This is a genomic window from Burkholderia sp. Bp9143, from assembly GCF_003853645.1.
Lineage (GTDB): Bacteria > Pseudomonadota > Gammaproteobacteria > Burkholderiales > Burkholderiaceae > Burkholderia.
In genome coordinates, this window is the sequence record NZ_QTPO01000038.1 from 62,588 (window position 1) to 86,253 (window position 23,666).

23 protein-coding genes are annotated in these 23,666 nt (G+C 62.9%); 10 read left to right on the forward strand and 13 right to left on the reverse strand.

Annotated features, from left to right (window positions below; genetic code table 11):
* Positions 1-22 precede the first annotated feature (22 nt).
* Both DIE23_RS26235 and DIE23_RS26240 read right to left on the reverse strand, forming a co-directional pair.
* Complete coding sequence (locus tag DIE23_RS26235; protein WP_124614778.1) at positions 23-1,093, reverse strand: VOC family protein; 1,071 nt, start codon at positions 1,091-1,093, stop codon at positions 23-25.
* 9 nt (positions 1,094-1,102) lie between these two features.
* Entirely contained in the window at positions 1,103-2,773 is a 1,671-nt protein-coding gene (locus DIE23_RS26240) for a bifunctional 3-(3-hydroxy-phenyl)propionate/3-hydroxycinnamic acid hydroxylase (RefSeq protein ID WP_124614799.1), read from the reverse strand.
* Positions 2,774-2,935: 162 nt separating this feature from the next.
* Between DIE23_RS26240 and DIE23_RS26245 the strand changes: the two genes are divergently transcribed.
* A complete protein-coding gene (locus DIE23_RS26245; RefSeq protein WP_124614779.1) occupies positions 2,936-3,682 on the forward strand; it encodes a TetR/AcrR family transcriptional regulator in 747 nt (248 codons plus the stop codon).
* Positions 3,683-3,727: 45 nt separating this feature from the next.
* On the opposite strand, the gene DIE23_RS26250 is transcribed toward DIE23_RS26245, so the two are convergent.
* The 8 genes from DIE23_RS26250 to DIE23_RS26285 form a co-directional block, all read right to left on the reverse strand.
* A complete protein-coding gene (locus tag DIE23_RS26250; RefSeq protein ID WP_124501098.1) occupies positions 3,728-4,453 on the reverse strand; it encodes an OmpW family protein in 726 nt (241 codons plus the stop codon).
* Between the two features lie 55 nt (positions 4,454-4,508).
* Positions 4,509-5,555 (reverse strand): amidohydrolase family protein, encoded by a 1,047-nt coding sequence (locus tag DIE23_RS26255; protein ID WP_124614780.1) that lies wholly within the window; start codon positions 5,553-5,555, stop codon positions 4,509-4,511.
* A 134-nt stretch (positions 5,556-5,689) separates the two neighbouring features.
* Positions 5,690-6,703, reverse strand: a complete 1,014-nt coding sequence (dmpG, locus tag DIE23_RS26260; RefSeq protein ID WP_124614781.1) for a 4-hydroxy-2-oxovalerate aldolase — start codon at positions 6,701-6,703, stop codon at positions 5,690-5,692.
* A gap of 11 nt (positions 6,704-6,714) precedes the next feature.
* Positions 6,715-7,662 carry an acetaldehyde dehydrogenase (acetylating) gene (locus DIE23_RS26265; protein ID WP_124614782.1) on the reverse strand — a complete coding sequence of 316 codons (948 nt, stop codon included), beginning with the start codon at positions 7,660-7,662 and terminating at the stop codon, positions 6,715-6,717.
* Positions 7,659-8,468, reverse strand: coding sequence for a 2-keto-4-pentenoate hydratase (locus tag DIE23_RS26270; protein WP_124614783.1), 810 nt, complete (start codon positions 8,466-8,468; stop codon positions 7,659-7,661). The genes DIE23_RS26265 and DIE23_RS26270 overlap by 4 nt, the downstream gene beginning before the upstream one ends.
* A 25-nt stretch (positions 8,469-8,493) precedes the next feature.
* Entirely contained in the window at positions 8,494-10,257 is a 1,764-nt protein-coding gene (locus DIE23_RS26275) for a bifunctional 3-(3-hydroxy-phenyl)propionate/3-hydroxycinnamic acid hydroxylase (protein WP_124614784.1), read from the reverse strand.
* Positions 10,254-11,264 carry a VOC family protein gene (locus DIE23_RS26280; protein WP_124614785.1) on the reverse strand — a complete coding sequence of 337 codons (1,011 nt, stop codon included), beginning with the start codon at positions 11,262-11,264 and terminating at the stop codon, positions 10,254-10,256. The genes DIE23_RS26275 and DIE23_RS26280 overlap by 4 nt, the downstream gene beginning before the upstream one ends.
* A gap of 15 nt (positions 11,265-11,279) precedes the next feature.
* Positions 11,280-12,143, reverse strand: coding sequence for an alpha/beta fold hydrolase (locus DIE23_RS26285; protein WP_260436164.1), 864 nt, complete (start codon positions 12,141-12,143; stop codon positions 11,280-11,282).
* Between the two features lie 153 nt (positions 12,144-12,296).
* Between DIE23_RS26285 and DIE23_RS26290 the strand changes: the two genes are divergently transcribed.
* Entirely contained in the window at positions 12,297-13,004 is a 708-nt protein-coding gene (locus DIE23_RS26290; RefSeq protein WP_124614787.1) for a TetR/AcrR family transcriptional regulator, read from the forward strand.
* A gap of 59 nt (positions 13,005-13,063) precedes the next feature.
* Here DIE23_RS26290 and DIE23_RS26295 read toward each other — a convergent pair whose 3' ends face one another.
* On the reverse strand, positions 13,064-13,942 hold the full coding sequence (locus DIE23_RS26295; protein WP_124614788.1) for a GntR family transcriptional regulator: 879 nt from the start codon (positions 13,940-13,942) through the stop codon (positions 13,064-13,066).
* Between the two features lie 389 nt (positions 13,943-14,331).
* Here DIE23_RS26295 and DIE23_RS26300 point away from each other — a divergent pair, with 389 nt between their 5' ends.
* From DIE23_RS26300 to DIE23_RS26325, 6 genes are all read left to right on the forward strand, one after another.
* Entirely contained in the window at positions 14,332-15,255 is a 924-nt protein-coding gene (locus tag DIE23_RS26300) for an amidohydrolase (protein WP_124614789.1), read from the forward strand.
* Positions 15,252-16,661, forward strand: coding sequence for an NAD-dependent succinate-semialdehyde dehydrogenase (locus DIE23_RS26305; RefSeq protein WP_409364255.1), 1,410 nt, complete (start codon positions 15,252-15,254; stop codon positions 16,659-16,661). Before DIE23_RS26300 ends, DIE23_RS26305 begins: the two co-directional genes overlap by 4 nt.
* Before the next feature lie 27 nt (positions 16,662-16,688).
* On the forward strand, positions 16,689-17,114 hold the full coding sequence (locus DIE23_RS26310; RefSeq protein ID WP_124614791.1) for a cupin domain-containing protein: 426 nt from the start codon (positions 16,689-16,691) through the stop codon (positions 17,112-17,114).
* Positions 17,115-17,129: 15 nt separating this feature from the next.
* On the forward strand, positions 17,130-18,203 hold the full coding sequence (locus DIE23_RS26315) for an isocitrate/isopropylmalate dehydrogenase family protein (protein ID WP_124614792.1): 1,074 nt from the start codon (positions 17,130-17,132) through the stop codon (positions 18,201-18,203).
* A 174-nt stretch (positions 18,204-18,377) separates the two neighbouring features.
* Positions 18,378-19,676, forward strand: coding sequence for an MFS transporter (locus tag DIE23_RS26320; protein WP_124614800.1), 1,299 nt, complete (start codon positions 18,378-18,380; stop codon positions 19,674-19,676).
* Positions 19,677-19,809: 133 nt separating this feature from the next.
* On the forward strand, positions 19,810-20,103 hold the full coding sequence (locus tag DIE23_RS26325) for an antibiotic biosynthesis monooxygenase (protein ID WP_124612774.1): 294 nt from the start codon (positions 19,810-19,812) through the stop codon (positions 20,101-20,103).
* Between the two features lie 100 nt (positions 20,104-20,203).
* On the opposite strand, the gene DIE23_RS26330 is transcribed toward DIE23_RS26325, so the two are convergent.
* Together DIE23_RS26330 and DIE23_RS26335 are read right to left on the reverse strand one after the other, a co-directional pair.
* Positions 20,204-20,488: a hypothetical protein gene (locus tag DIE23_RS26330; RefSeq protein ID WP_409364253.1), complete on the reverse strand. Its 285-nt coding sequence runs from the start codon at positions 20,486-20,488 to the stop codon at positions 20,204-20,206.
* A 235-nt stretch (positions 20,489-20,723) separates the two neighbouring features.
* Complete coding sequence (locus DIE23_RS26335) at positions 20,724-21,452, reverse strand: hypothetical protein (protein ID WP_260436165.1); 729 nt, start codon at positions 21,450-21,452, stop codon at positions 20,724-20,726.
* 126 nt (positions 21,453-21,578) lie between these two features.
* Here DIE23_RS26335 and DIE23_RS26340 point away from each other — a divergent pair, with 126 nt between their 5' ends.
* Together DIE23_RS26340 and DIE23_RS26345 are read left to right on the forward strand one after the other, a co-directional pair.
* A complete protein-coding gene (locus tag DIE23_RS26340) occupies positions 21,579-21,806 on the forward strand; it encodes a hypothetical protein (RefSeq protein WP_124614793.1) in 228 nt (75 codons plus the stop codon).
* Between the two features lie 379 nt (positions 21,807-22,185).
* Positions 22,186-23,481, forward strand: coding sequence for an IS701 family transposase (locus DIE23_RS26345; RefSeq protein WP_124614802.1), 1,296 nt, complete (start codon positions 22,186-22,188; stop codon positions 23,479-23,481).
* Positions 23,482-23,666 lie beyond the last annotated feature (185 nt).

Below are 23,666 nucleotides of genomic sequence, written 5' to 3' on the forward strand. Positions count from 1 at the left end.
TCAATATGTCTGAAATCGAATGTCACGCGAAGAGCTTTGCGAGAGTGCGCAATTTCGCGAATGTCAAATCGGGGCTTCGGCGCAGATTGCGCACGAGCGCCGCGATGCTTGACGGCGTCAGCTTCGGCTTCGTGAAGCTGCGTGGCATCGCAGGCCCCCACTGCGCCATTGCCTCCCGGCTGACTGCATGGATACCCATCGGCATGTCGGCCGTAAACAGGTCGCCGTCACAATAGTGTTCGTGCTTGTCGCCCCAGGGGTCCTGCCAGTAATCGAATATCTGGCTGCCAAGAATGTGCCGGCCGATTCCCCATGCATGTTCCCAGCCGCTCTCCCGCAGCACGCGTTGACCACCGCCGATCGCGTCTGCGTCCACCAACTCGAACGCACTGTGGCTGTACAACGGCGCGAACCCCTGAGCGAGCGCAAGCGTATGGTGATCGGCAGGTCGTGCGCCGAGGTCGAGCCGCATGAAGGTGACAGCCGGCGACCCGTCCGGCAGCACCTGCACGTCGCTCGGAATGAAGCCGAAGTGGTGCGTATACCACGCACATGTGGCCTGGAAATCCGCTAGCTCGAGCACCACGTGCCCAAGGCGAATTACTTCGGATGGGCCAGCGGGAGGGCGCTGCGTCTCATTGATCCGCACGGCGGCATCCACGGAATTCACCGCAAGCGGCGGGCGGTGCGACAAAGCGCCCGCGAGCGCCCGTCCGGCGACCGCGTCGACACGAAACCCCGACGGATCGGCGAGCTGCACGCGATAGCCACCACCCGGCCACAATGCCCGCTCGATAGCAGACGCACCCGGCACGCATGCCAGCCTTTCGAGCGCCGACAATCCGTCGACTTCGAGACCGAAGCCGACGAAGCGAGGCTTCTCGGCCCATCGCACCGCATAGCAGAACGGTGTCGCCGCGGTGCCCCTGAGAAAGATCCACTCGCTGTCCCGCGATACGGTGCGCAGCCCGAAGTCGTTCAGAAATTTCTCGGCCCGGTCGAGATCGGGACGTTCAAACAACAGGTAGGCCAGTGCCGACGCCTTGGTCGTCGGATTCGAATGGCGAGCCGGCTGTGCGGTCGTGAGCTTCATGCGTAACCCTCAGGCGGACGGAAGGGTGGACGGAATGGACGAGGCCGATACACCGGTCGGTGCGCCGATCAGCGACAGCGCCTCGCGTACGATGCGGTTCGCGTCGGACGCGGGACCGTCGTGCAGGATCGTCTTGTCGGGTCGCACCACCGTCGCCCAGCCAAATGGCACCGCGCGCGGCATGAAGACCCCTTCGAGATCCTCCCAACAACACCGTTCAGCGCGATGCAAGCGCTGCCCTCGATGCGCGATCTGGACGACCGCGCCGCCCGCGGCCTTCAACGCCGTAAGCACCGCCGGATCAAGCATGGCACCCACGTCGGCACCGAACCCGATCAGCACGACACGCGCGCCGAACACATCGTCGCTCAGCCTAAGGTCGCCATCGCGACCCCGCACCCAGCCCTGGGGAAGCACCGTGCCTCGCGCGAGTCGCGTTTTCGAACGACCGGGAACGAACAGGCCGCGACGAAATGCGTTCTTCGGCTTGATGCCGAGTTCATCGAAATGCGCACGCAGCGGCGGCACGAGCCGCATCAGCCGCATCAGGCCATGCGTCGCCAACGCAACGCCCGCGTTGCGCGGCATCACCAGCTTGCCCATCAATTTCGCGAGGCCGATCATCGCCGTCACGTGCGGACGCCGCTCCTGATCGTACGTATCGAGAATGTGTGGGGCGGCACGTCCCTGAATCACCGATGCGAGCTTCCAGCACAGGTTCGCGGCGTCGCGCAGCCCCGCAACGAGCCCCTGCCCGACGAACGGCGGCGTGATGTGCGCGGCGTCGCCGGCAAGAAACACGCGCCCCTGGCTGAATGCCTTTACCGTCCTGGCGTGGAAGCGATAGACGGCCTTGCGCTCGATCTCCATGTCGTCGAGGCCACCCCATGGGGCGAGCAATTCGCGAATGCGGGTATCGGACTCCATCTCGGCACGCGTTTCACCGGGACGCAGCATGAACTCCCAGCGCTCGCGCGCGCCGGGCGCCATCATATGCGGCGTCGGCCGCCGGTGATCGCAGATGAATTCGACGTGATCGATCGGCATGCGCACGTGACGCGCATCGACGATCAGCCAGTCTTCCGCGAACGTCTTGCCGTCGAACGCCTGGCCGATTAGTTGCCGTACGAGCGAGCTCGCGCCATCAACGCCGACGACGTAGCGTGCGCGCACGTGATGACGATTCGCCTCCGCGGTTTCCAGCGTCGCAACGACATGTTCGCGCTGCTGATCGAGCCCGACGAGCGTCGTACCGAATGCAGTCTGCACCGTATCGCAGGCGGCGAGCCGCGCTCGCAGACAACGCTCGAGATCGGGCTGGTAGAAGGTGACCAGCTTTGGGTGGCCGTCGAGACTGCCGAGCGTGTTGACTCGCCCGAATTCGCCGAGCCAAGGCGACCTCATGCGCACGTACGGGATTGCAACGGTCTCGAAGTCGGTATCGGCGACTCCGGCGAGCTGCAGAATGCGCAGCGCCTCGTTGTCCAGCGCGATCGCGCGCGGCGCCGTGAATATCCCCGTGGCCTTGTCGATCACCAGCACGCGGACTCCATCGCGCCCCAGCAGGTTAGCGATCGTCGCGCCCACGGGCCCGCATCCCACGACCAACACATCGACGCTCGACGGTAGCGCACAAGCCCCCGCACCCGCCGTGCCGACGTCGCCACCGTCCCGCCCCATCCCGATTGCTGAACCCGCTGCCACCATCGCTCCGTCTCCGTTCGACACAGACCGCGACAGTGATTCGCCGCTTACATGACATTAAAGTCATGGTTGATACTTTTGTCAATTATGATGCTTGAACGTATACTCCAAACCAGATCCAATCTGGCGGAATACCCTATGTCGAATGCTTTATCCCGGAAGACCGGCACCTCGCCTGCTGAGGTCACGGCCGACAAATCCCCCCCGGCACGCGAACCTCGCGGCGCGCGGCGCAAACGCGAAACTCGGTTGCGGCTACTTGAAGCCGCACTGCGGCTGATGGCGGAAAAAGGCATGGAGGGCGTGGCGATCAATGAAATCACCGAAGCGGCAGACGTCGGGTTCGGCTCCTTCTATAACCACTTCGAATCAAAGGAAGCGATTCACGCTGCATTGTCCGAGTGGGTGTTCGACGAATTCGCCGATACGCTGGATCGTCTCGGTGCCAACCTGACCGATCCAGCAGAAGTGATTGCTGTGTCCGTCCGGCACACGCTTCTGCGCGCGCGGCGCGAGCGGGTCTGGGGGCGTTTCCTGATCCGCGAGGGCTTGTCTGCCCGAATACTGACACGAGGTTTAGGCCCCCGACTCGAGCGTGATCTGCAAAAGGGAATCCACGCAGGCCGCTTCGGCGTGGACGATCCATTGATGGCACTCGTTTCGGTCGGCGGAACGGTGCTTGTGGCAATTGCCGCCGAACTGAATTTCGGCGCGGGCGACGAATCGGCCCCGGACATACTCGCAGCGATCGGCTACAGCAGGGATCAATTCGCGGAACGCGCTGCAGCAGCGGTGCTGCAGACGCTAGGTATTTCGCGTGACGAGGCGGTTCAAATTGCGAATCTGCCGCTGCCAAACGTGGCAGTGGAGTCCGCACCCGAGTAAAAAGCTCGCCAGAGCGCGGATGTTCCCTCAAACGCAGGGCTTCTGTCAGAAGCGATAGCCAAGCGACACGAAAGTGATGATCGGATTGATCTTCACTTTCGTCGTGCTCGTGACGGTACCGACCGGGGAACGTGTCGTGAGCGTAGCTTTTGTGGACAGCCACACGTATGCAGCCGACACGCCGACTGACCAGTGCGAATCGATGTTGTACGTCAGCCCTGCATTGACTATCGGCGCAAACGACTTACTGAGCGAGACAGAAGTCGGTCCTTCAAGGCGCGTGCCGAGCGTCGGCGAATAGAGGAATTGGCCGGTTGCAACCTGATTGCTCAAGTCGATGCCCTTGAACCAGACGTACGCTCCACCCGCGCCGACATAGGGCCGGAAACGTGCTGACGGTTCACCAAAATGGTATTGTGCAAGGATCGTTGGGCTCCACGCGTGTGCCGTCCCGAGCTCTCCGAGTCCCGCGAGCGTCCCGGTACCGTTGAGATGCAGCTTCGGCGGAACACCCAGTATCGTCTCTAGCGCAATATGATCCGTGATGAAATAGGTTGCCGTGAAGGCGGGCGTATCGGCATCCGACACGCTGGCGCCGCTTCCCGCGACCGTGCTCGAGTGACCGAGCGCATTGACCGTCATCGGCTGACTGGAATCCTGGGGGGCAAGGTGCAGCCAGCCGGCATTAATCATCCATTGCCCTGCCGATTGCGCATGTGCTGCGGGAATAGCCGCGATCGACAAGAGAATTGCCGCGCTCGTACGCTTCATGACGTCTCCGAATGTTGTAATAAGGGTGCTTCTGTTTTTGTGGGGCCGACAGCGCTCAGCGATTCCTGAGCCGGTCGATCAGTCGGACGCTCGCGCCAACGGCGGCCCGCCTCAGTGATATCAGTGGCCCGACCTCGCGCGTCGGCGCGCCGGCAACCGTTCCACCCAGGCGGGAAAACAACCGAAGCGCATTTCCGGAATCGATCTCCAAACGCGCGTCGGCATGCCAGATGGGAGAGCGCTCAAGGGCTGCGCATTGCATTGCCGTCGCCGGTGCGGGCGCAAACGGGAAGTCGCTTCCGAACAGGATTTGCGACGGGCCGACCAGTTCACGCAGCGCCGCCTGCGGAAACTCAGCGGGTGAAAGCGCGGTATCGAAATGGAATCGACGGATGTAGGTCAGCATCCCGGCCGGCATACCCGATACGAACTCTGGAAGCAGATTGGCGAGCGAGAGTCTCCACGCGACGTACGGAAGAAAGCCGCCCGCGTGCGCGAGAATCCAGCAGATATTCGGGTAACGTTCGATCGTCCCGGTCAGGATCAGGTTCAGCGCCGCCCGTGTCGTGTCGCACAGGAACTCGATCAGAAAACCAGGCGCGATCAGTCCGAGCTCCTCGCTCGACCGGTGCAAGTTCGGATGCACGAACACGACCGCACGCCGGCTGTCGAGCTCCGCCATCAACTCGTCGAATTCGGGCGAGCCCAAGAACCGGCCTTCCGTACTGCCGAGCAGGACCACGCCATCTGCTTTCAGCACGTCGAGCGCATGGATGGCCTCTTTGCATGCGTGCTCGGTGAATGGCATCGGCAGCACGGCAAATGAACCAAAACGATCGGGGTGCCGCTCGCGCAATTCAGCCGCGTATTCATTGCACGCACGAGCAAGCGAACATGCATCTTCAAGGTTTCCGAAATAGACACCCGGTGCCGAGATCGACAGCAATGCGACCCGAATCGCGTTCGCATCCATCACGTCCAGAGACGCATGTTCGCTCCATGCCGGCAACTCGGCGCCCGCAACCTTTTTCAGGCCATGCCTGGACATGGCTGCCTGATAGACCGGTGGCACGAAGTGGTGATGAACATCGATACGGTTCATCTGATTCTCCAATTATTTACCATTAGATACGCACTCCGAATCAATTTCGATGCTTCGTGTGTTCACGATCGATCGTTGGCGCGCGCCTGTCCGATCGCGCCGCCCATATGAGCGGGCTGCATGAACCTATGCCGCTAAACGGATTCCCTCAAAAGATCCAGTGCGACGTCAACGATCATGTCCTCTTGGCCGCCGACCATTCCGCGGCGGCCGAGTTCGACGAGTATGTCCACTGTTTTGAGGCCGTACTTCGCCGCGGCCCGTTCCGCGTGGCGCAGGAAGCTCGAATACACGCCGGCGTAGCCCAGTGCGAGCGTCTCGCGATCCACGCGCACCGGACGATCCTGGAGCGGTCGCACGATGTCATCCGCCGCGTCCATCAGACGGTAGATGTCGGCGCCATGCCGCCAACCGAGACGGGTTGCGGCCGCGACGAATACCTCAAGCGGTGCATTTCCGGCGCCAGCGCCCATGCCAGCGAGGCTTGCATCGATCCGATCGCAGCCCTCTTCCACCGCGACAATCGAATTCGCGACACCGAGGCTCAAGTTGTGATGCGCGTGGATGCCCGTCTGCGTTTCCGGCTTCAGCGTGTCCTTGAATGCCCGCATCCGGTCGCGGATGTCATTCATGTTCATCGCGCCACCGGAATCCACCACGTAACAGCATGTCGCGCCATAGCTCTCCATCAGCCTTGCCTGCTCGGCCAGCGCTCGGGGCGCCTGCATGTGGCTCATCATGAGGAAGCCCACGGCCTCCATCCCGAGTTCCCGCGCATACTCGATATGCTGACGGGAAATATCGGCTTCGGTGCAGTGGGTGGCGACACGAACGATTCGCGCACCGGCATCGTATGCGGCTCTCAGGTCGTGTACGGTGCCGATTCCTGGTAACAGCAGTGTCGCGACCTTCGCATGCGTGACGACACTTGCCACGGCGTCAATCCATTCAACGTCGGTATGCGCGCCGAACCCGTAATTGAAGCTGCCGCCTTGGAGTCCGTCTCCATGCGCGACTTCGATCGAATCTACACCGGCCGTATCGAGCGCCGCGGCGATCTGTCTGGCTTGCGCGAGGCTATACTGATGACGAATTGCGTGACTGCCGTCGCGCAACGTCACGTCCGAGATATAGAGCTTCTTGTCCATCAGGTCGGAACTCATTGTTGATTGGCCACTAGACGGGCCGCGACCCGTTCTGCCGTGGCCTTGGCTGCACTCGTCATGATGTCGAGGTTGCCTGCATAAGACGGCAGGTAGTGCGCAGCCCCCTCCACTTCGAGAAGAATCGAGGTCTTGAGGCCGACCATCCGTTCGCCTACGCCGGGTATCCGGATTGGCCGGTCTGCCTCAATGCGATCGAACTGAACACGTTGCTTCAGGCGATACCCGGGAACGTACGACTGAACAGCTTCCGCCATCGCCGTCACCGAGTCTTCGATCTCCCGTTCGTCAGCAAAATCGCTGAGCGTGTATACCGTATCGCGCATCATCAGCGGCGGCTCGGCCGGATTGAGCACGATGATTGCCTTCCCTTTGGCCGCACCGCCGACCACTTCGATTGCCCGTGACGTCGTCTCGGTGAATTCATCGATGTTGGCACGCGTGCCCGGTCCAGCGCTCTTGCTCGAGATGGATGCGACGATCTCGCCGTAGTGCACTTTCGCGACCCGCGATACCGCAGCGACCATGGGAATGGTGGCTTGACCACCGCAAGTCACCATGTTGACGTTTAGCTCATCGAGCCGGTGCTCTCCGTTCACAACCGGAATGCAGTACGGCCCGATCGCCGCCGGCGTCAAGTCCACGACGCGAATGCCGGGTTTGACGGTGCGCAGGAATGCATCGTTATGCGTATGTGCCGTGGCCGACGTCGCGTCGAAAACTATATCGATTTCGCTGAAAACCGGCATGCGAGTCAGCCCTTCGACACCCTCATGCGTCGTCGCAACGCCCAGGCGTGCCGCCCGCTGCAGTCCGTCCGATGCCGCGTCGATCCCCACCATGGCGCCCATCTCGAGATGGGCGCCATGGCGCAGAATCTTGATCATCAAATCGGTGCCGATATTCCCGCTGCCGATAATGGCAACTTTCAATTTCTTGCTCATCGATCCAGCCCTCGTCCGATATGGCAGCTAACGCTGCCCAGCGCACCGATCTGCGCATGAATCGCGTCTCCTGCAACTACTGGGACCATCGGCCCCAGCGCACCCGACAGAATCACATCGCCCTCGCGCAAGATTTGCCCGCGCCGCGACATCATTCGGGCCAGCCAGTACACTGCACGTACCGGATGGCCAAGGCATGCTGCACCCGTTCCGGTCGAAACGGTCTGTCCGTGGCGGGTCATCGACATGCCAAGTTCCCCGAGGGAAATTCCACCGAGTGAGACTGGCTGATTCCCGAGCACGTAGAGACCGCAGGATGCGTTGTCGGCGACGGTATCCTCGAGTGCGATGCGCCAATCCGAGATCGCGCTGTCGACGATTTCCAGTGCAGGCAGTGCATAGGCGAGTGCCGAAAGCACTTGCCCATAACTCGGCGCTTCATCGGCTATGTCCCGCCCGACAACGAACGCCACTTCCGCCTCGATCTTCGGTTGCATCAGTCGGCTCAGCGGCACCTCGTCGCCATCCAGATATTCCATGTCATCGAACAGCACGCCGAAATCGGGCTGATCGACCCGTAATTGCTGCTGTACCGCAACCGACGTCAGGCCAACCTTCTTGCCGATGATTCTCCGGCCATCGGCAACCCGGGCCGCTGTATTGAGTTCCGCGACTGCATACGCCGCTTCGAGTCCGGCAATACCGAACCGCGCGGCGATCGGGTCGATCGGCGTACTTGCTTCGCGTGCATTACGCAGTGCGTTCGCAGCCGCCTGGATGGCTGCTTGGTCGAATGAATGAGACATGGCAGGGGAAACCTTAAACCGTGGATCAAGCCGCTCGTGCGACGGCCGGCGAGGTCTTTGAAGTGCGGGCGAACTCGTCGCCTGCTCCGGATCGGAATCCGAGCTGATCTCGAAGCTGCCGAATGGTCTGGTCGAGCTCGCCGATGGGAATGACGGCAAACGCGAAACGGTCGGGCCTCAAAACGGCAACGGCTTCCGTTTTGAAACCTGCCTTCCCGAACCACGCGATCATCTCCCCTCCGATATCCTCGACTTCGGCGCCCCCGATCGTGTTGTCCCGATTGACGCTCTCGAGCCCTTGCGGGCGACCGCCGTACGGGTACATCGTGACGCTGCGGGCCGAGAGTGCACTGAGGGTCGCCCGTGACACATCATTCATGCAACGGGATGGATCGACGTTCAGTCCGATCAGCGAAAAGCCATTGCCTAGAAGATCATCCAGTTTTCTCCGGTCTCCGTTAAAAAGGCGCACTTCGGGTTGTGGAACCAACGCGCCCTCGGGGCCACGCCGGTGACGACGCGGCAAACCCAAGTAGGCGTTCTTTCGATAAACGGGCATCGGCTTGAAGCCGCCTTCCTGAAACCAGCGCCTGAGCGGCGGAATGGCCCGAATGATGCCGAGCGAGGCGTCCCGCAGCAGCGTTGCGGACAGACTTCGTGCCGACACGACGTCCTTGAGAAGGACGGACGTATCGATCATTGCCTTCGCATGCGCATGTCGTTCCGACTGGTACGTGTCGAGCAACGCTTCGGCCGCGAGACCCCGCAATACAAGGTCTAGCTTCCAGCCGAGGTTGTAGGCATCGCGAACGCCCGAACTTGCACCCTGCCCCATGAACTGCGGCGTCATGTGGGCGGCATCTCCGCCGAGCAACACACGTCCGACCCGCCACTTCGACGCGATAAGCGCGTTGAACGTGTAGACGAGTTTGCGCTTGACCACGAACTGGTCGGGATCGACAAACATGGAAAGATACTTCCTGACCGTTTCCGGTCGCTCCATGTTTTCCTTCGTTTCACCCGGCATCAGCATGAATTCGAACCGGTGGAATTTACCGGGCTGAACACAGCTCACGACTGGCAGCTTCGGATCGACTACAAAATTGAAATACGGCAGGTGACGCAACGCGTCGGTTCCCGGCTTGCGTTCAAGGTCCACCACGAGCCACGGTTCCGGGAAGCTCTTGCCGGACATCTCGATGCCAAGCTTCGTGCGAACGATGCTCCGGCCTCCATCGGCACCGACTAGATAGCGCGCCCGCAGCGTCCTGATATCGGACTCGCCATCCACGCGCGCCAGGGCGTCAGTACTGTCACTGAACCGCGCTTCACGTGTCGCCTGATGCGTAACGCTCACACTGTCAGTGTCCTGTACGAAGTCGACGACCTCTCGGCCACGGCGTACCTCGACGTTGGGGTAACGCGCGAGTGTCTCGGCCAGCGTCGTCTCCAGGTAAGGCTGGTAAAAGAAATTGATCACCGGCCAGCCGAATGGACGCTTGCGCGGCATGTACTGAGTAAGCGGCGTTCCGTCGCGTCGAACGAGCTGGACCGGTGTCTCCATCATCATCCGCGACTGCACCTCGTCGACCACATTGAGATGCTGAAAGATCCGCATGCACTCGTCGTCTGTATAGACGGCTCGTGCGTTGCCGTAGAACACGGGTTCACGTTCGAGCACGACGACTTGGTGACCGGCCTGGCCAAGCATGTGCGCGAGGATGAGGCCGGTCGGCCCCAATCCTACGATCGCGACATCGCACGCATCATTCGGATGCGCTCCGTTCATGACTGCTCTCCTTGTACAGAAAATTCCGGACGCACCAGGGAAGCGAGCGCGCGTCGAACGCGGCCGAGCCTAACTCCCAGGCTGAGGTTTTCGGGACGATGCCCCCACAGACTGATGCCCTGATAAACCGTCGGGCGCCACGTCCGCTCGTCGACGACGATCGGATTCCATCCGAGTTCAATCTCGAAACCCGATGGCGTCTCGACATAGAAAGAAAGTTCGCGATCGTTTGGATGCTGGCCGATCGCATTGGCGATTGGATAACCCATCGCACGGCACCGCAGATAGGCCTGCGTCACATCGTCGATCGACGCGCACTGGAGATTCATGTGGTGAATCTGCGTGCGCAGCGGATTCAGGCGAATGCCGCGCGTCGATGCGGTCGCGAACGAATGGTGTCGTTCGTTGAATCGCAGGAAAGCGAAATCGAGGTTCAGACCGTCGATCTTGTCTTCAATTTCGTCGGACAGGCGCGCATCGAACACCTCCTTCCAGAACTTCTGCATCACTTCGGGTTGCCTGGTCGTCACGGCGACGTGCCCCATCCCGGAAGCGCCGGTCACGAAACCCGTAGCCTTCATTTGCAGAGGTTGTTCGCCAAGCACGGCGATCGTGAACAGTTCGGTGCGCAGTTTCTTCGGACCTGCGAAGTACCAGAACCGCTCCACGCCACGCACCACGGCTTCTTCCCGGGTCCCTTCGTCGACGCGGATTCCCCGTGCGGCCATTCGGGCGATGGCAAGCTCGAGCGCAGCCTCGTCATCCAGTTGCCACCCGATCGCGATGACGTCCTCGGCCGCGCCATCGCGAATGATCAGGCGACGCAGGTGCGCATCGATTCGGCATGCAACCACGCGCGGATCGGATCGATCGACATGCAGGCCGAGCCCCTCCGATGCAAATGTCGTCCATTCGCGAAGCCGGGCCGATTCGGCCAGCAGGTAACCCATCCGGACGCGACCGAACAGGCTGTCGATCGCTGAGCGCGGACTCACGATAGTCTGCATGGCGTCACACTCCGTTTATCGAGCCGCGGCAGCGCGTGCCTTCGCATCGCCCTGCGCGAGGAACGCCAGCACGGCGGCATTGAATTCGTTCGCCCGCTCCCACTGCACCCAGTGGCCGGTATTGCTGAACATGTACACATCGCAGTTCGGCATGCGCTGCTGCAGCGCATGCGCGCCGCTGGGGCGGTTGACCTTGTCGTCGGTCCCCCACAACACGAGTGTCGGGTTGCGGACCGACGCCAGCCGCGCGTCACGCGTGAAGTCGATCTTGCTGAACTTCGGAATGCCCTTCGGGCCGAGCAACGGCGGGCTCGCGACGACCTCCGGGTCGATGCTGGCCTGAAAGCGCTCCTGGATCACGGCTTCCGGTACGAGGCTGCCGTCAAAGACCAGATCACCGCGGATGAACGTCGTGAGTTTCTCAAGGCTCGGGCCGGTGCCCTTGTAATAGTTCAGCAGTCGCTTGAGGCCAGGCGTCGGAATCTGCCGCGTCGTATTGACACCGCCGGGCCCCATCAGAACCAGCCGACCTATCGCATCGGGCCGCTCCAGCGCCATGCGCAGCGCGCACGCACCGCCGAGCGAATTCCCGATTGCATGCGCGTGCCGGATCCCCAGCGCATCGAGCAACCCGAGCATGCCACCGGCCAGATCCCCGAACGGGTCGTTACGGTCGACACCTTTGGTGGACCTGCCGTATCCGGGCATGTCCGGCACCAACACCCTGTAATGGCGCGCAAGCGCTTCGATGTTGCGCGCGTAGTTCGACACGCCCGACGCGCCCGGGCCACCGCCGTGGAGCATCAGGACGGCGGGCCCTTCGCCCGCTTCCGCCAGAAAAATTCGCCGGGCACCGACCCGGACGGTGCGCTGGTTCATTGCATGCGTGATGGGCGGGATATCCATGGCGTCGACTGCTCCTGATTTTGCTAGGGTTGATCCATTGTAATGAGATATCTGTCATTATGACAATACTATCGTTTTTACCTAGCGCCGGCCGAACGCCGGACACCCGCACCGTATAATCGGCACATGAGTGAATCCACGACCATTGACCATCGGACCCGCGTGGCGGCGCAACGCCGCGAGCGGATGCGCGCGCGGCTGATCGAAAGCGCGATGCTCGTTTTTGCCGAGAAAGGGGTGGGTGCCAGCGTCATCCAGGACGTCATTGCGGCAGCCGATGTGTCGCAGGGCACCTTCTACAACTACTTCCGAACGAATGAGGAACTGCTCGAGGCGGTGACGCAGGAACTCAACGACGAGCTGCTTCGCCTGATCGAAACGGAAGTGGGCGCCTATGAAGATCCGGCCCGAAGAATCGCGTGCGGCGTCCGGATGTTTCTGCATGCCGCACGTGCCTATCCGCTGCTGGGCCGCTTCATTTCAGCGGCCGGCCTGCATGCAGCAGGCCCGAGCAGCCTGATCTACGTGTACCTGCCGGTCCACATCCAGCAAGGACTCGCCACCGGCCGGTTCCGCGGCGTCACGGTTGAACTGGCGCTCGACGTGATCGCCGGCATCGCGCTGACGACGATCCAGCGCTTCGCCGACCACGGTGAAATGGCCGAAGCGCCCGAACAGATCGTTGCAGCGATCCTGCGAGGTCTGGGTGTCGATGGAGGGGAAGCGCAGACGCTGGTGCTTGGCGAACTGACGCCGATCACGCCGCCTGAAACGTCGCTGCTGGAGCGCGGACGCATGCGTGCGGCGAAGGAGCCCGACGCCCGGTCAGCCTGAGCGACCGGGTGCCTTTGCGCTGACGAGTGGCGGTTGATCTCGATGCCTGACCGCCCACCTCAATCGCTCGTCTTCTCCCGCACCGCATTATGCAGGTGCAGCTTCATGAAATCGGCCGCCGCCTCGCGCTGATCGGTGGTCAGCAGATCGATCAGCGTCAGGTGTTCGTGACACCGGCGCTCCGCCTGGTCGCGATCGACCGCCTTGCGATACTCCATCAGGCGACGCAGCCGATCGAGACGACGCAGGCCGTCGAGAATGAACACATTACCCGAACACGCGGCGATCGTTTCATGCAGCCGGCTGTTCGCATCGAACAGCGCGGCCGGCGAGGCCGTGCGCGCGCCGCCGTTCGCGAGCGCTTCCTGCTCGGCGCGGCAGCGCATCAGCGCGTCGCGGTCGAGCCTGAAGGTCGGCTCGAGGATCCCCGCCGCCTCGATCAACAGCCGGTACCGGTAACCCTGCCGATAGGTCTCCGCGGACGTCAGCACGGACTGGAACATCCAGCCGTGCCCCGGCCTTCTTTCAATCCACCCCTCCTGCACCATCCGTCGCAGGATCGCGTTCAGCTGCGCGCGCGTCACGCCGTAGCGACGCATCAGCTCGTTCTCGGTCACGCGGTCGGGGAGCTTGCCTGCGAGCCGGTCCTCCGCGATCGACAGGTAGGTGTCTTCGTCTGCAACGGTGTCCGCCAGCTCGGGTGACTCGACCGGGCCGAGCGGTGCCGCATGGTCAGCGACCGCGTAGCCGCCATCGGGATGCGGCGTGACGACCGCGCGCGCGGCCAGCCGCTTCAGCGCCTCTCGCACCGGCGAGCGCGACACGTTGAACTGCTCCGCCAGCGAGCGCTCCGGCAGACGCGTGCCGGGCGCCATGCCGGAGCTGGAAATGTGCTGATGAATGTTCGACGCGAGCACGTCGGCGAGAGCGCGGGTCATGGCGAATCGGATCACGAAAGACGACCGCATCGTACCACAGCCTCCACATGGTCTTATGCGCACACACCAGACCACAAATCCCACCATGTCGGCAGCGACAAAACGAGCGAAACATCCCCCCTTGCCCGCCATATTTCTAAATACTTCCGGGCCATATCGAATCGGCACAGGAATCGGCGTTTACCCTCACTGGTACTTTGGAACATCAAAAAACACTTTACATGGTCTTTTGAGTTCGTAAAATACCAACCGTTCCAACCGGCACATCGATCAAGGAGACCCATGTGCAGCGCAGGCATCTACTCGGCGCAAGTCTCGCGGCAATCGGCGGCCTTGCGCTGTCACGCGCAGGTTCGGACGCTTCGTCATCCGACCGCGCGGGAGCAGCAATGAACGTCGATCCGCAGGACTACCCGACTCGCCCGCTCGCGGCGCTGCCGTCGGGAAGTTGCGACTGCCACGTGCATCTGTTCGACGCGGCGCGCTTCCCGTTCGCGCCGAACCGCTCGTACACGCCGGGGCGCGCCCGCGTCGCGGATCTGCTCGCGTTCGAGGCGCGGCTCGGAATCGAGCGGATCGTGCTGGTCCAGCCGAGCGTGTACGGCACCGACAACGCAGCCCTGCTCGCGGGCCTGCGGGAACTCGGGCTGCATCGCGCACGCGGCGTCGCGGTCATCGATCCTCACACCGCGACGCATGCGGAACTGCAGGCACTGCACGACCAAGGCGTGCGCGGCATCCGGCTGAACCTGCAGGTACGCGGCGAGCGCGACCTGTCCGTGGCGTCGGCCCAGTTGCGGCGTGCGTCCGATGTGGTCGCGCCGCTCGGATGGGCGGTCCAGATCTATGCGGACCTGGACGTCGTCGCGGGCCTCGCGTCAGACATCACCCGACTCGATGCCCCCGTCGTGCTCGACCACTTCGCGGGCGCGCGCGCCGACAAGCTGCCCGGCCAGCAGGCCGCGTTCGCGACCGTCGCCGATCTTGTGAAGCACGGCAACGCCTACGTGAAGTTGTCCGCGCCGTACCGCGCGTCGCGCCAGGCGCCGCGGTTCGACGATCTCGCGTCCATCGCACGCGCGCTGATCGACGCGCGCCCCGATCGCATGCTGTGGGCGTCGGACTGGCCGCACACCGGCAGCGCCGGCAGCCGCGATGGCGATCTCACGCGCATCGAACCGTTTCGCCGCGAAGACGCCGGCGGCGCGCTGAACCAGTTGCTGGGATGGACGGATGCCGCGGCGCTGCGTCAGCGGATCCTCGTCGACAACCCCGCGCGGCTCTATCGATTCGCCGAACAACCGGCCACCTGAACCCTTCCCCCTTCACGAACCCGGACACGAACACCATGTTTCGCACCTTGAATCCCGCCACGGAAACCATCGTGGCCACCTTCGACGCCGACTCGCCCGCACGGGTCGAGCAGGCACTGGCCGACGCGAGTGCCGCACAACGCCGCTGGGCACGCGAACCGCTCGCGGTGCGCGCGGCGACCGTTGCGCGGATCGGCGACGTGCTGCTGCGCCGCAAGGGCGAGCTGGCCGCGCTGATCACGCTGGAAATGGGCAAGCCGATCGCCGAGGCGGAAGCCGAAGTGGACAAGTCCGCGTGGACGTGCCACTTCTACGCCGAACACGCGGCGCAGTATCTCGACGACGAAGCCGTCCCGAGCAACGCGAGCGAGAGCTTCGTCGTGTACGACCCGCTCGGCGTCGTGCTCGCGATCATGCCGTGGAACTACCCGCTGTGGCAGTTCACCCGTTTCGCGGCGCCCGCGCTGTGCGCGGGCAACGGTGCGATCCTGAAGCACGCGGGCAACGTGCCGCAATGCGCGCTGGCGATCAACGCGGTATTCGCCGACGCGGACGTGCCGGCCAGCCTCGTCGCGTCGCTGCTGATCGAGCCGGACCACGTCGCTCGACTGATCGACGATCCGCGCATCGCGGCGGTCACGCTGACGGGCTCGACCGCGGTCGGCAAACTAGTCGCGTCGCAGGCCGGGCGCGCGATGAAGAAGCAGGTGCTCGAGCTCGGCGGCTCCGATCCGTTCATCGTGCTCGCCGACGCCGATGTCGAGGCGGCCGCGAAGGCCGCGGTGAAGGCGCGCTTCTCGAACACCGGCCAAAGCTGCATCTCGTCGAAGCGCTTCATCGTCGACCAGAAGATCGCGGATCGCTTCGTCGAGCTGTTCTGTGCCGGCGTCGCGCAACTGAAAGTGGGCGATCCGACCCAACGCGACACCACGATCGGACCGATGGCGCGCGCGAACCTGCGCGACGAACTGCATCGCCAGGTCGAGCGGACCGTCGAGGCCGGTGCAGTGCTGAAGGCAGGCGGCGAGCCGCTGCCCGGCCCCGGCTTCTTCTATGCGCCGACGGTGCTCGACCACGTCGCGCCTGACATGGCCGCCGCGTGCGAGGAGACGTTCGGCCCGGTGGCCGCGATCCTGCGCGTCGACGGCATCGAGCAGGCGATCTCGCTCGCGAACGCGACGGAATTCGGGCTCGGCGCCGCGCTGTGGACCACCGACCTCGACGCCGCGCGCCAGCTCGTGCGCCGGATCGAAGCGGGCGCGGTGTTCGTCAACGGCCTGGTCGCGTCGGATGCGCGGCTGCCGTTCGGCGGGATCAAGCAGTCGGGCTACGGCCGCGAGCTCGGCGCAGCCGGCATTCGCGAATTCACCAACATCAAGACGGTCTGGTTTGGTCCGGCCCGCTGATTTCACGATTCGACTCAGGAGTCCTTCATGACGATCATGACCCCTTCCGGCGCAGCGCTGCTGCAACCCGACAACCTGCCGACCTACGACCGCGGCGGCGGCGCGAGCACCACGCCGCTGGTCGGCAAGTCCGTCGGCTCGGACAGCTTCATCACCGGCTACACGTCGTTCGCGCCGGGCGTCGAAATCCCGTTTCACAGTCACAACTGCCAGGAAAGCGTCGTGCTCGTCGAAGGCGACGCGATCCTCGACATCGACGGGCTCGAGTACCGGCTCAAGCCGCTCGACACCACGTTCATCCCGCCGAATGTGCCGCATCGCTTCCGCAACGTGTCGAGCACCGCGCCGATGAAGATCCTGTGGATCTACGCCCGCACCGATGCCACGCGCACGCTCGCCGACAGCGGCGAAACGCGAGCCGTATCGGCCGAACACCAGACCTCTTCGAAATAACCCGAGCGAACCATCGTGCGCATTCTCGTTCTCCCCGGCGACGGCATCGGCCCCGAAATCATCACGGCGTCGATCGACGTCCTTGAACAGGCCGACCGCCTGTTCGATCTCGGCCTGCAATACGACTACGAAGACGTCGGCTTCGCCAGCCTCGACAAGCACGGCACGACGCTGCGCCCCGAAGTGCTGGAACAGGCTAAACACTACGATGGCCTGATCCTCGGCACGATCTCGCATGCCGACTATCCGCCGCCCGCGCAAGGCGGCCGCAACGTATCGGCCGCGTTCCGCTGCGATCTCGACCTGTACGCGAACGTGCGCCCGTCGCGCACGCGGCCGTTCCTGACGTCGAACATGCGCGAAGGCAAGCGCATGGACCTCGTCATCATGCGCGAGGCGACCGAAGGTTTCTATCCGGACCGCAACATGCGCCTCGGCTGGGGCGAAATGATGCCGTCGCCGGACATGGCGCTGTCGGTACGCAAGATCACGCGCCATTGCAGCGAGCGAATCGCACGGCGCGCGTTTGAGCTCGCGATGAAACGCAGGAAGAAGGTCACGGCGATCCACAAGGCGAACAGCTTCCACATGACCGACGGCCTGTTCCTCGAAGCGGTGCGGCACGTCGCGAAGGATTTCCCCGAAGTCGAACTCAACGACCTGCTGGTCGACGCGTCGGCCGCGCACCTGGTCCGCGCGCCCGAGCGTTTCGACGTGCTCGTCGCGACGAACTTCTACGGCGACATCCTCAGCGACCTCGCCGCCGAACTGTCCGGCAGCCTCGGTCTCGGCGGCTCGATCATGGCCGGCGATGACCTGTGCTGCGCGCAGGCACAACACGGCTCCGCGCCCGACATTCAGAACCAGGACAAGGCGAACCCGACGTCGATGATCCTGTCGGTCGGCATGCTGATGCGCTGGATCGGCGAACACCGGAGCAAGCCGGCGTTCATCGCCGCGGCCGATGCGATCGACGCAGCCGTCGATGCGGTGCTCGCGAACCCCGACACGCGCACCGCGGATCTCGGCGGCACGATTGGCTGCAACGCGTTCGGCAAGCAGGTCGCCCACGCACTGCGCGCCGCCTGAGCCGACGGGAAGCCAAGCGGGCCGTACGACCGCGGCCCTGATGACAACACACCGGAGACACATTCGACGATCGCCGCGACCGGGCCGATGCGCATGCGATGCCGCATCTCGCCCGGCAGCGCTGCGCCTGTGCACGTCGGGATCGTCGAAGAATCGATCATGCATTCCGAATCAATGACGATGGACACGGCATCCGTTCCCGACGCGAACCGGCAAGCCGTCCGGCAGCGTGCGCTGCGCAAGAACGCATGGCGACTGCTGCCGCTGCTGACGCTCGCGTTCGTATTCAACTACATCGACCGGACGAGCGTCGGCTTCGCCGCGCTCACGATGAACCACGACCTCGGCCTGACACCCGCGCAATTCGGCTGGGGCGCGGGCATCCTGTTCACCGGCTACTGCCTGTTCGAGATTCCGAGCAACCTCGCGCTGTACCGCTACGGCGCACGCCGCTGGCTCGCACGGATCATGATCACGTGGGGCATCGCGGCGACCGCGACGGCGCTCGCGCAGGGGCCGGCCAGCTTCTACGTGCTGCGCCTGCTGCTCGGCATTGCCGAGGCCGGCTTCTTCCCGGGCGTCACGTTCTTTCTCGCATGCTGGTTCCCCGCGCAGTACCGCGTGCGCGTGCTGGCCATGTTCATGCTCGGCGTGCCGCTGTCGTCGGTCGTCGGCGGGCCAATGTCGGCAGCGCTGCTCAGCCTGAACGGCGTCGCCGGGATGCACGGCTGGCAGTGGATGTTCATCGTGCAGGGCCTGCCCGCGGTACTCATCGGCATCGCGGTGCTCGTCTGGCTGCGCGACGATCCAAAGGATGCGTACTGGCTCACGTCCGACGAGCGCAGCGAACTCGTCGCGATGCTCGCCGAGGAACCGCGCGAGAAGCCGAAGAAGGCGCTGTTCGCCGCGCTGAAGGACGGCCGTGTGCTGCTCCTCGCGGCGATCCAGTTCGGCTTCGTGCTCGGCTCGTATGGCGTCGGCATCTGGCTGCCGATCATCCTGAAGAGTCACGGGCTCAGCCTCGCATCCATCGGGTTGCTGTCGACCGTGCCATATATCGCCGCGGTGGCTGGAATGATGATCTGGGCGCGCGCGGTCGACCGCAGCGGCCGCAAGATCTTCCATCTGTGCAGCGCATGCCTGTTGGGTGGGCTCGGTCTCGCGCTGTCGGCCGTCGCGAACGGCGTGGTGCTGGAGATGGTCGGGCTGAGCCTCGCGGTGGTTGCCGTTAGCTCCGCCCGCGCGATCTTCTGGACGATTCCGACGCGATTCCTGACCGGCGTCGCAGCAGCAGGCGGGTTCGCGTTCATCAACTCGATCGGTACGCTCGGCGGCTTTGCCGGCCCCTACCTCGTCGGCTTCCTGAAGCAGTCGACCGGCTCGTTCTCGGCCGGTATCTGGGCGATGGCAGCGATTCTCGCGGTGTCCGCCGCGTTGTCCGTGTCGCTGAAGCTGCTGATCAGGAAGGCGTGACGTCACTTTCGGCTTCGCGGGAACTGCATGCGACCACCGCGCAGCCGACTTCCGGTATGGTTGCCGGATGCGCCGTCCACGGCGCACGTCGCATCACGATCCGTTCGCATCATTCAAACCCTATGGAGCATCAATGATTCTGGAAATGGCATCGCTCGAAATCGATCCGTCGCAGGCCGAGCCATTCGAGGCGGCGGTTCGCCAGGCCCTCCCGCTGTTCGCCCGCGCGCGTGGCTGCGGCGGCGCCGAGCTGCACCGCGTGATCGAGCGCAGCGGCGGCTACCTGCTCGTCGTCAAGTGGGATACCGTGGACGACCACATGGTGCATTTCCGGCAATCGGACGATTTCCAGGCGTGGCGGCAACTGGCGGGTCCGTTCTTCAAGAGCCCGCCGCAAGTCGTGCATACGGAAGTCGCGGTCAGGTAATCGCCCCAATGGAAACGGGTCGGGCAACCGCCCGGCCCGTGTCACGGGCGCGCTGCCGAAACCCGGCGTTACGCGCGCCACGCGAGTTTCCCCCGCCCATTCAAAACCTGTGCCGCATCCCGATCCGCAATGAAACCTGTTTGTCGGTCGCGGACGGCGTCAACCCGGTGATCTGCGCAACCGCCGGCTGCCCGAGCGAATCCGTCCCGCTTGCCTTCTCGAACACGGCAACCGTATAAACGTCCGCGCGCTTCGACAGGAAATAATCGACACCCGCGCTGAACAGGTTGTAGTTCGCGCCGCCCTTGCCGCCGGCACCGCCGTTTGTGATCCGGAAGGGCAGGAACTTGTTCAGGTAAACGACAGCGGGTGGGTTGAGCGGCACATCGCGGAACAGCGATTCGATGATCGCGCACTCGAACGGTTTCTCGCCATTCCCATTCCACGTGTGGGCGGCGCTCCGTCCTACTGGGCAATAGCCACAAACCGTGCATTCCCCCAGCCCTGCGCGAAATTGGCTGTCGTTGTGCCATAAGGATGCGTGCAGCGGTAACGTTCTCTCGGGTCATTGACGCCTCCGTGAAAGCTTCTGCCACGCACCGGGGCGGACAGACCAACCATCAGGCAACGTACTCGCCATGTAGGCGCCGCGCGGCATCGACAATGTCGTCACGCCGATCAAGGGCATCCAAAGGCGCAACAGGCTGTCCCTCACGCTCGCCGGTGCCCGCGATCCATCCATTCGGAAAATGGAACCAGGCCGCAATCTGCCAGGTATCGCTCACCGGCCCAAGTGCCTCCAGTATCGCCTTGATGACTGGCAGTGGCTGGCACATCGCGTCGAACTGATAGCCTGCAAAGTATTCCTTTCCGCCGAAGGTCACACCAAAGATCCGACCACGCCGTTTCCAGTCACTCGCCGGCTGAGCCTTGTTGGCGGGCGGCGCGACCTGCAGTGCATTGATCTGCTCGGCCGCGAGCCAGTCCCCTCGTTCGAACACCATGCGCATGGTTTCCCGGCGCCGGATCCGCTCCTCGATCAAGGAGGTGTCCGGTGCCGCCAGGCGGGTGAACGCGGCGGCGAGATCGTCCGCCCGGTCGAGAATGCTTTGCTCGAACGACGGACGGGTCAGGACGACCGCCACCAAATCCTTAATCCCCCGCTGCAAGGACGGCACGATGGCCGGATTGACCCCGGCAGGCAAGGACAGGCGCAGTTCGAAATCCGAGGTTTGCTTATCCGTGGTCGGCTTGTCATGAACACTGATCATGGCGACCTCAGCTTGTTGCGACATTGCCGTCATTCTATGCTTTGTCGTCAATTTCGCAATCTTTCCGACGAGATTCATCAAGTTCCTGCAGGAGTACGTTGGTCGCGCCCCCTCCCATGATCGCCATAACTACCAATCGAACAATTTGGCTATTTTTCCAACCAAGCTACTGTAGTAATTAATTAGCTCATATGGTGACAATTAATGATGAAGACCACCACTCACGGCGCCGACATCCGGCGGACCCGCGAAGCACGTGGCATGAGCACCAGTGACCTCTCAGAGCAGCCGGCCGCTCTGCCGCGCGACCTTCACCAGTTGCCGGCAAATCGCGCCGCGCCCGCTTCGCTAAAAATCCGCGACGGCGACCCCGCAACACTCGATGATGCTCGCGGCACTCAGGAGATTTACCTTGATTCATTAGACTATTAGCCGACACTGCCGATGAACGTCACCACAGACAGAAGCGTCCTTGGAAGGCCGGACAACAGGTTGGCGAATTGAAACGCAATCGCCGGCGCGCCACTACCACCGGCCCAGGAAAAATTCGGCGCATGCCCGGGCGGAGTCCGACGCATGGCTGATTTCTTACGGGTACGCCCACGAAATCAATAAATTCACGGAAAAATCGGCTAAAAAGCACACTTTCATAATCAAAATTTTATCGACTCATTTAAATGGCGTCACCCGCATGCGCTCACCTAAAATCCACTCCCCATAAAGTCATACCACGCCGCCCGATTCCTTAATCTTACTGTGTCAATAAATTCATGCCATTATAGGAACTTCTTCATTCACGGCGTGAGGAATGATGGACTGGGAGACGTCATTCGAGGCATATCTGGAACATTTGTGCGGGGCGCTTGGGCATAACGACCGTGAATCAGGATTGAAGGGTTATTGCCAAGGGCTAATGCTGCCAATTCGGCGCAAGAGCGTCGAGCCGCTGGCCGCACATCTGGAGCCGGAGCATGTGAGCGCGCGGCACCAGTCGCTGCATCATTTCGTGGCGAAATCGGAATGGTCCGATACGGCGCTGCTCGAGCAGGTGCGCCGCTGGGTGCTGCCGCACATGGACCCGGCGGGCGGGTTGTACTGGATCATTGACGACACGGGCTTTCCCAAGAAGGGCAAACATTCGGTCGGTGTGGCGCGGCAATACTGCGGTCAACTGGGCAAGCAGGACAACTGCCAGGTGGCGGTGAGTCTGTCGGTAGCGACGGAAGAGGCAAGCTTGCCGGTGTCGTATCGACTGTATCTGCCGGGTGAATGGAGCGACGATCCTGCGCGACGACAGAAAGCCGGCGTGCCTGAGCAAATCGAGTTTGCAACCAAACCGGAGATTGCGGCCGGGCAATTGCGCGAAGCTCGGCAAAGCGGTGCGCCCGACGGTGTCGTTCTGGCCGATGCTGGCTATGGAGACGACACCTCGTTTCGCGAGGCCGTCAGCGAGCTCGGATTGCAGTATGCGGTGGGCATTCGCTCAAACACCCGCGTATGGGCGCCGGGTACTGCACCTCTATCGCCGGAACCTTCCGTGGGGAAGTCGGGCCGGCCGCGCAGCTTATTACGGCGCGCGCCGGGGCATGAGCCGATCGGAGTCAAAGATCTGGCCTTGACACTCGATGCCTCGCGGTATCGCACGGTGATATGGCGTGAAGGCACGTGTGCCGCACTCAGTTCGCGCTTTGCCTCCGTGCGTGTGCGTGCTTCACACCGCGATTACTGGCGCTCCACACTACGCGATGAGGAATGGCTGCTGATCGAATGGCCTGAAGGTGATGCGGAGCCGCTCAAATATTGGCTTTCGACTTTGCCCCCAGACACGACGCTCGAACGCATGGTTCATGTCGCCAAGATGCGCTGGCGTATCGAGCGGGACTATCAGGATCTCAAGCAGGAATTCGGACTGGGACACTTCGAAGGACGTGGCTGGCGTGGCTTCCACCACCATGCATCATTGTGCATTGCTGCTTACGGGTTTCTTGTTGCTCAACGCCTGATACAAGGCGGCAGTAAAAAAAACTCCGCGAACCGCAATCCATTTGCCTTACCCTCGGATTACGTGCCACGCGGGTCCCCAGCGCGCGCAGCGCCACGTGGCTGATTCCATCACCACGCTGCGCTGGCGTATCGCTGCATACATCGCGCGCCGGCTCCAGCGATGTCCGTTTTGTTCAGCTTTCAATGCTAATTTACTGACACAGTAAGATTAAGAAGCTGTTGCGAAATTAATCGGATGCCGCCTTGAGTTGGCTCCAGCAAATCAAGCTGCACGCGAGCGAGAGGAAT